Source organism: Streptomyces sp. IBSBF 3136 (genome assembly GCF_036815105.1).
Taxonomy (GTDB): Bacteria; Actinomycetota; Actinomycetes; order Streptomycetales; family Streptomycetaceae; genus Streptomyces.
On sequence record NZ_JAJSZC010000319.1, the window covers coordinates 1 to 6,946 of the forward strand.

Consider the following 6,946-nt stretch of genomic DNA (forward strand, 5'->3'; position numbering starts at 1 on the left):
GTCGGTAGGGGGCTGAGGCCGGGGCCGCCGGTGGTGTTTCGCTCGGGGGGTCACCGCCGTACGCGGTCTAGGCTCGGCGCGTGGGGCAGCCCGATCAGTGCGCCGAGGGCGCGGGACCGTTCACCACCCGGCTCACCTGGCCGCTGCCCGGCGGCGGCACCGCGGTCTGGGAGTCACGGCTCGCGCGGCGGCGCGGAGCGCTCGCCGTCCGGCCGCCCGGGGCCCGGGCCGGCCGGCACCGGCCGGCGGACGCCGTGGCCGTGGCCCGGCTGCGCAGGCTCAACACCATCGCCTCGATCGCCTTCGTGATCGGCGGCGCCCTCTTCGCGGCCGGGGCCGCCGTGGCCCGGTACGGCTCGGGGAGTGCCGTCGAGAGCGCCTCGATCTACTTCGCCGGCGGCCTGTTCTTCAACATCGGCGGCTATGTCTCGCTGCTCCAGACGATCAACGCGCCGCGCCACGACACCGGTGGCGACCGGCTCGTCACCCGCCCGTGGCGGTGGTGGAGCTACGAACCGATGCGGCTCGACTGGCTCGCCACGTTCCTCCTCTTCGCGGGCACCCTCGTCTTCGGCGTCAACCTGCTGGACTCCTTCCTGCGGGGCCTGAGCGTGCGGCAGGTCAACCGCCTGATCTGGACGCCCGACGTGATCGGCTGTGCGCTCTTCCTGGTCTCGGGACACCTCGGGCTCGTCGAGGTCTGCCACGGCCGCCCCCGACTGCTGCCGCACCGCCTCGACTGGTGGATCCTCGCCGTGAACCAGCTCGGCTCCACCCTGTTCATGGTCTCCGCGCTCGCCGCCTACACCCGCCCCGCCACCGGCAGCGCGCTCAACACCGGCATCGCCGACTGGGGCACCCTCACCGGCGCGCTGTGCTTCTCGCTCGGCGGCGTGCTCCAGCTCTACGAGCACCCCTAGCACCCCGCTCCGCGAGTCCCCCGAGTTCCTCGGCGTCCTGCGCCCGGAGACCCCCTGGCGCCCGTGCCGCGGCGCCCGCGGGGCGGCCGATGTGCGGGGTGGGGCGGCCGGGTGAAGACTGGGACGCGGGCGCGGCCGTATGGGCCCGCCCGCATCGGTTCAGCGGTCCAAGGGCGCGGACGGACCCGCGCCTTTCGCCTCCGTGGACGCGAGAGCGCCGCCCCGTCCACGGCTCACCGGACTCGGGCGCACACAGAGGTCCCCGCCATGGCCACCATCGACGAAGCGGCTGCCGGCAGCCTGCGCGAGGCACTGCGGGGCCGTGTGATCACCCCGCACGACCCGGGCTACGACGAGGCCCGCACCATCTACAACGCCATGATCGACCGACGGCCCGCCGCCTTCGCGCGCTGCGCGGACGTGGCCGACGTACGGGCGACGGTCGCCTTCGCCCGTGACCGCGGGGCCGACCTCGCGGTGTTCGGCGGCGGCCACAGCGGCCCCGGCCTGTGCCTGGTGGACGGCGGACTCGTGCTCGACCTGACACCGATGCGCTGGGTCCGGGTGGACCCCGAGTCGGACACGGTCCAGGTGGGCGGCGGCAGCCGGCTCGGGGACCTGGACCACGCGGCGCACGACTTCGGCCGGGGCGTGCCGTCCGGGATCATGTCGACCACCGGTGTCGGCGGCCTGACGCTGGGCGGCGGCCACGGCCACCTCACCCGCCGCTACGGCCTGACCATCGACAGCCTGCTGTCGGCCGACGTCGTCCTCGCCGACGGCAGTTACGTCACCGCGTCGGCGGAGAACCACCCGGATCTGTTCTGGGCACTGCGCGGCGGGGGCGGCAACTTCGGCGTGGTGACCTCGTTCACCTTCCAGCTGCACCCGGTCGGCACGGTCGGCGTCGCGGTGACGGTGTGGCCGGTCGACCGCACGCCCGAAGTGCTGCGCTGGTACCGGGAGTTCCTGCCCGCCGCGCCGGAGGAGCTGAGCGGGTTCTTCGCCGTGCTGGCCGTACCGCCGGGCCCGCCCTTCCCCGAGCCGCTGCACGGGCGGAAGGCGTGCGCTGTCGTGTGGTGCTGCACCGGCGACCTGCACGGCGACCGCCTGGAGGAGGTGCTGGCCGCGGTGTACGAACCGGCGCCGCCCGCCTTCCACTTCACCACGCCCATGCCCTACCCGGGCCTGCAGACCATGTTCGACACCCTGATCCCCGCGGGACTCCAGTGGTACTGGCGCGGTGACTTCTTCGACGCCATCCCCGACGCCGCCGTCGACGTGCACCACAAGTACGCGGAGAACCTGCCGACCACCCTGTCGACCATGCACCTGTACCCGGTGGACGGGGCCGCGCACCGGATCGGCCCCGGCGACACGGCCTGGGCCTACCGGGACGCCCTGTGGTCGGGGGTGATCGGCGGCATCGACCCGGACCCGGCCAACGCCGAGCTGGTCCGGGAGTGGTGCGTCGACTACTGGAGCGCCCTGCACCCGCACTCCATGGGCGGCTCCTACGTCAACTTCATCGGCGAGCAGGAGGGCACGGACCGGGTCAGGGCGACCTACCGGGGCAACTACGACCGCCTGGCCTCGGTCAAGCGCGCCTACGACCCGGACAACCTGTTCCACGCCAACCAGAACATCCCCCCGGCCCCGGACTGAGACGTCGCCCCGGACCGAGGTGTCACCGGGCCGGCCGTCCCTGACCCCGGCCGGCGGCGGAACCACCGGACGCCGGCGGGGTCCGGTCCCGGGCCGTCCGTTGTCCGGCGGCGCCCCCGCCGGAGGCGGGCGCCGCGGTCCGGGTTCGGTGCCGGGGCAGCGCGCGCCGGGGCGGCCTGGTCAGCGTGATCTGGCGGACCAGCTGCTGGAAACAGACCAGCGTCGCGAAACTGGGCAGGGCGGCGGCCGCCCGGTCCAGGATGTTGTCCGGCGCCTCGGCGACGCACAGGGCCATCGCGATCGACGAGAAGAGCAGGACCACGCACCAGGAGTGCAGGGCCCGGCGCTGGTGCAGGGCGGCGCGCAGGATGGACAGCGACCCGACCAGCCAGGGACCGAACACCAGCAGCGGCCACCACGACACCGCGCCGCTCCCGGTGCGCCCCGCCGCGACGAACCGCAGCGGGTCGTAGGCGACCAGCCCGCCGAAGACGCTCACCGCCGACGCGACGACGCACGCCATCGCCGCGATGCAGTAACTGGCGGTCCGGATCTTGTCCAGGCGGCGCCGCTCCCGGACCTTGCGATGACCCCGGGCCGCCCGGGCCGCGGCTCTCACGGGTGGCAGTTCCGCTGTGATCTCCACGAGGGCGTCGCGGTGGGCCACCGGGTCCGCGGGCTCACCGGTGCGGGCCGCCGGGATCCTCGGCTGCTCCTCGATGGCGTCCCGCAGCATGAACGCCAGTTCCTCGGCCGGGTCCCAGCCCGAGTCCGGCGGGGTCAGCGGTGGGTAGAGGATTCCGGCCTGGTACAGGGTGCCGTCGTCCTCGTCGCCGTCCGGATAATCGGCGGAGAAACCCTGGTAATGCCCTGTTAGCTCGTCATACATGACGCGAATTGCTCATTCCTTCACGAAGGGCGGGTTCAATGTTCCACCTCGACCCATCGTCTGGAAAGATCGTTCTCCAGGCTGCTCAGGGCGTCCATGAAATCCTGCAGGATCTCCTCGGTCACCTCCAGCGTGACCGGCAGGCCGCCCCGCATCAGAATCCCGTTGAGCGCGCCTCCGGCGGCCGGCGCGGGGATGTAGGTGAAGGAACCCAGTCGGGTCGATCGCCTTCTGGAAGGAGCGGACTGGTCCCGGACGGAATCGATCACTTGACCCTTGGTTGCCCTCGTCATATTCCCACTAACGGCGGCTTTCGGCGACAGATGCGCGGCGAACGAGTGAAGGGATTAGCCGGACAAGCACCTTTTTCAGGTATCGGTCGGACGTATATGCAGCCGTATGAAGAATGAAAAGCGGCCGGGGGCCCGGTCCACCCTGAAGTAGTGGTCGTACGAGGCCGGTTCGGGCCGGCCTGGACCGAGACACGGCGGCCGTGCCCGCCACCAGGACACGGCCGCCGGTGGCGGTCACCGGCCGCCGAGGTGCCTGCCGTAACCGAGCGCGCTCTTCGGGGCGGGCAGCCCCAGCCCGGCGGGGGTGAAGGCAAAGGAGCCGGCGGCACCCGCCCGGGGCAGCAGCCACACCCCGCCCGAACCGGCGTTCTCGCCCGGGGACCCGACCGCCAGGTCGACCCTGCCGTCGTGGTCGTAGTCGCCGGTGGCGAGCGCCGCGCCGAAGGCGTCACCGGCCTCCGCGATCCCCGGCACCCGCGGGGTGTTCTGCTGGAAGCCGGCGGAACGCGCCCCGCCCTTCGCGTCGACGAGGCCCGTCGGGCCGCCGAACAGAACGGTCGCCGCGCCCGCGCCCGCCCGCCTGCCGATCGCCTCGCCGGGCGCGCCCGCGATCAGGTCGTCGCGGCCGTCGTGGTCGACGTCGGAGACGGCGAGGGCGGCGCCGAACCGGTCACCGTCCTCCGCGATGCCCGCCACACCGACCGTGTCCTGGTTCAGGGTCTGCTGCCGGTACCCGAACGAACCCGACTCCGCGCTGCCGTAGTGGATGTGGATGCCGCCGCCCTTGGCCGACTCCTCGGGGCCGCACGGGTCGTCGATGTTCTCGTCGGCGATCTCCCGGCACTCGCCGAGCGCCAGGTCGTCGTGCCCGTCGCCGTCGAAGTCGCCCGCGGCGAGCGCGGAGACCCCGGTGTTGTCGGTGTTCCAGACGTTGGCCATGGCCTGCTCGGCCGCGTCCCAGGACCACAGTCGCACGTGCGACTGGGTGAACGGGGTCTTCGACCAGTACCCGACCGCGAGGTCCGCCGTGCCGTCCCCGGTGAAGTCACCGGTGGTCAGGGCCGGGGCGCGGCCGCCCATCGGAGCGGCGACGACCGTGGCGACCATGCTGTCCTCGCCCTGGGCGACCCGGGCGACGACCTTGTCCCGGCCGCCGATCACGATCTCCTTGTTGCCGTCACCGGTCAGATCGGCCGCGGCGACCGACAGCCCGTACGCCGCCGACGCCGAGGGTCCGTCGAGGACCACGGAGCCCGGGCGGGTGCCGCGCCGCGCGCCGGCGACCGCCTCGACCATGCCCACGTCCTTGCCGCGTCCGGTGATGTCCTCGCCGGGGGCGCCGACCAGGAGTTCCGCGATGCCGTCGCCGTTGAGGTCCACCAGCGCCACGGAGGCACCGAAGCGGTCGCCCGCCTCGGGGGTGCCGGGCACCTCGGGGGTGGACTGGCTGATCCGGATGCCGCCGTGGGCGCCGATCCCCTTCGGGCCGCCCCAGACGACGTTGACGTAGCCGGCCTTCGCCGCGCCGCCGACCGCGCCGTCGGGCACCCCCACGGCGAGGTCCGCGTACCCGTCGCCGTTGAAGTCACCGGCGGTCCGCGCGGGGGCGGCCGAGGCCGGGAGGGTCAGCCCGGCGGTGGCCGCGGCGACGACGGTGGCGGCGGTGGCGAACGTCCGTATCCGTTTGCGCACGGGGGCTCCAGGGTGTTCGAGGTGTCCGAGGCGGCGAGTTCACCTGTGGGACACCTCCAGGGTCCCGAGGGTTGTGCGGCAGGGGTGACCCGTCACCCCGCGCAACCCCCTCGTACCGCCGACTCCGGGCACCCGGTGGACCGTCCGCATCACCCGCCCCTCCCCGGGCGTCCCACATCCGCGTCCCAGGGCCGTCGCCTTCCCCCTGCTCACAGCGCCATTGAGCGTCCCGGCGTCCCGAACCGCCGGGCGGGCATGGCGATCGGGACGAAACACCGCGCAGGCTTCGGTCGTGGCGATCGCCACCCCACCCGAACACCGAAGGGGCACCCGCACATGTCCGGTCTCCGCACCTCCCGCACCCGTCTCGCCGGCGCCGCCGCGACCGTCGCCCTCGCCGCGTTCGCCCTGACCGCGTGCGACGACGGCACGGGCGTCGAGAGCGAGGGCACCTCGAAGCCCACCGGGCCGACCACGACGGCCCCCGCCTCCTCGTCCGGCGCGTCGGCCTCCGCATCCTCCGCCCCGAAGGCCCCCTCGGCACCGTCCGGCACGTCCGTCACCGGCACGGCCGCACCCACCGCCCACACCCCCGCCTCCGGGCGACCGGCGCCGTCCGGCACCCCGGTCACCTGCGAGGGGTCCACCACCAGGACGGTCGCGGCCCCGCTGAGCCGCCCGGTGAACCACCTGCTGCTCACGGTGACGAACACCGGCGGCAAGAGCTGCCACCTCTACGGCTACCCGGCCGTGCGCTTCGGCGAGGCGCAGGCGGTGCCCCCGGCCGTCGAGGACTCGCGGCCGCAGGCGGTCGTCACCCTCGAGCCCGGCGAGTCCGGCTACGCCTCCGTCAACCTGTCCGCCGCCGACGGCAGCGGCACCGACGGGCACACCGTGCACTCCCTGACCGTCTACTTCCACGGACGCTCCGGCGGCGAGAGCGTCGGCACCGGCGCACACCCGCCCCTGCCGTCGCAGGGCGTGCACGTCGACGACTCGCTCGCGGTCACCTACTGGCAGCAGTCGCTGGACGACGCCGTCCGCTGGTGACGGTCGCCGGGCGCCGGGTCAGAGGTGGGGCGAGGCCGGGTCGCCGCCGAGCCGCAGGTCGCCGACCCCGTCGAGGACCTTCTCCGAGGACGCGACATGGCGGCGACGGAGGCCGCGGAGGAATAAGAAATAAATGGACAACAAAAAACCCCAGGCCACCGACCTGGGGTTTGCATCTGGAGCGGGTGACGAGAATCGAACTCGCGCTCTCAGCTTGGGAAGCTGATGTTCTACCATTAAACTACACCCGCGCAATTCGGAAGAAGCGGCCCCGAAGGGTCGATGCCCGAACGCTCGCTCACTGTACCTCATCGCGGACCCCCGGTGCTCGGACCGCGCGGCCCGTGCGCGTCGAGAGCATCCTCACAGGGTTCCGCAGGCGTGGGATCCCCGTGCGGGGGAACCGAGTTGGGGCGTACCGTGGAGGGGTGGGAGAG

At 73.2% G+C, this 6,946-nt stretch carries 6 protein-coding genes and 1 tRNA gene; 3 read left to right on the forward strand and 4 right to left on the reverse strand.

Annotation, left to right across the window (positions count from 1 at the left end):
- Positions 1-80: 80 nt before the first annotated feature.
- Both V7E45_RS37385 and V7E45_RS37390 read left to right on the forward strand, forming a co-directional pair.
- Positions 81-920, forward strand: a complete 840-nt coding sequence (locus V7E45_RS37385) for a hypothetical protein (protein ID WP_333778738.1) — start codon at positions 81-83, stop codon at positions 918-920.
- Between the two features lie 267 nt (positions 921-1,187).
- Positions 1,188-2,585 carry an FAD-binding oxidoreductase gene (locus V7E45_RS37390; protein ID WP_333778739.1) on the forward strand — a complete coding sequence of 466 codons (1,398 nt, stop codon included), beginning with the start codon at positions 1,188-1,190 and terminating at the stop codon, positions 2,583-2,585.
- A gap of 22 nt (positions 2,586-2,607) precedes the next feature.
- On the opposite strand, the gene V7E45_RS37395 is transcribed toward V7E45_RS37390, so the two are convergent.
- The 3 genes from V7E45_RS37395 to V7E45_RS37405 form a co-directional block, all read right to left on the reverse strand.
- Positions 2,608-3,474, reverse strand: coding sequence for a DUF2637 domain-containing protein (locus V7E45_RS37395; RefSeq protein ID WP_333778740.1), 867 nt, complete (start codon positions 3,472-3,474; stop codon positions 2,608-2,610).
- 35 nt (positions 3,475-3,509) lie between these two features.
- Positions 3,510-3,743 (reverse strand): hypothetical protein, encoded by a 234-nt coding sequence (locus V7E45_RS37400; RefSeq protein WP_333778741.1) that lies wholly within the window; start codon positions 3,741-3,743, stop codon positions 3,510-3,512.
- A gap of 258 nt (positions 3,744-4,001) precedes the next feature.
- Positions 4,002-5,459 carry an FG-GAP-like repeat-containing protein gene (locus tag V7E45_RS37405; protein WP_333778742.1) on the reverse strand — a complete coding sequence of 486 codons (1,458 nt, stop codon included), beginning with the start codon at positions 5,457-5,459 and terminating at the stop codon, positions 4,002-4,004.
- Positions 5,460-5,795: 336 nt separating this feature from the next.
- Between V7E45_RS37405 and V7E45_RS37410 the strand changes: the two genes are divergently transcribed.
- Entirely contained in the window at positions 5,796-6,509 is a 714-nt protein-coding gene (locus tag V7E45_RS37410; protein ID WP_333778743.1) for a DUF4232 domain-containing protein, read from the forward strand.
- A 177-nt stretch (positions 6,510-6,686) separates the two neighbouring features.
- Here the strand turns inward: V7E45_RS37410 and V7E45_RS37415 are convergent.
- Positions 6,687-6,760 (reverse strand) — tRNA-Gly (locus V7E45_RS37415).
- Positions 6,761-6,946 lie beyond the last annotated feature (186 nt).

Coding starts and splice junctions, on each gene's coding strand:
- V7E45_RS37395 (WP_333778740.1), bottom strand. CDS start 3,474: ATGTATGACGAGCTAACAGGGCATTACCAGGGTTTCTCCGCCGATTAT.
- V7E45_RS37390 (WP_333778739.1), top strand. CDS start 1,188: ATGGCCACCATCGACGAAGCGGCTGCCGGCAGCCTGCGCGAGGCACTG.
- V7E45_RS37410 (WP_333778743.1), top strand. CDS start 5,796: ATGTCCGGTCTCCGCACCTCCCGCACCCGTCTCGCCGGCGCCGCCGCG.